This window comes from Neisseria sp. P0021.S007 (assembly GCF_051956855.1).
This window is the reverse complement of sequence record NZ_JBQCXA010001502.1, coordinates 1-471: the sequence shown is the minus strand read 5'-3', so window position 1 is coordinate 471 and position 471 is coordinate 1. Positions and strand designations below refer to the sequence as shown.

Below are 471 nucleotides of genomic sequence, written 5' to 3'. Positions count from 1 at the left end.
CTTGGAAAAAGTCATCCGTCAGCGTACTGAAAAAGGCGGTATCGGTTTCGGCGCATCCGTTCACAGTAAGGACGAAAATGCCGACATTACCGGATTGTTTGAAATCGTTGAACCTGAAGACTTGATTAAATTCGGTCTGATTCCCGAGTTAATCGGCCGTCTGCCTGTCATTGCCACGCTGGCGGAATTGGATGAAGATGCATTGGTCAACATTTTGACCGAGCCGAAAAATGCCTTGGTGAAACAATATCAAACCCTGTTCGGCATGGAAAATGTCGAATTGGAATTTGAAGAAGAAGCCTTGCGCAGCATCGCCCGTCAGGCAATGGAACGTAAAACCGGCGCGCGCGGCCTGCGCTCCATCGTTGAACGTTGCCTGTTGGATACCACGTATCAACTGCCTGATTTGAAAGGCGTAACCAAAGTTGTCATCGGTAAAAACGTCATTGAGAAAGGCGAACAGCCCAAGCT

General features: G+C 48.6%; 1 pseudogene. It reads left to right on the top strand.

The features are described from left to right. A pseudogene (gene clpX, locus ACTHUR_RS19940) lies at positions 1-471 on the top strand (ATP-dependent Clp protease ATP-binding subunit ClpX); the annotation flags it as partial.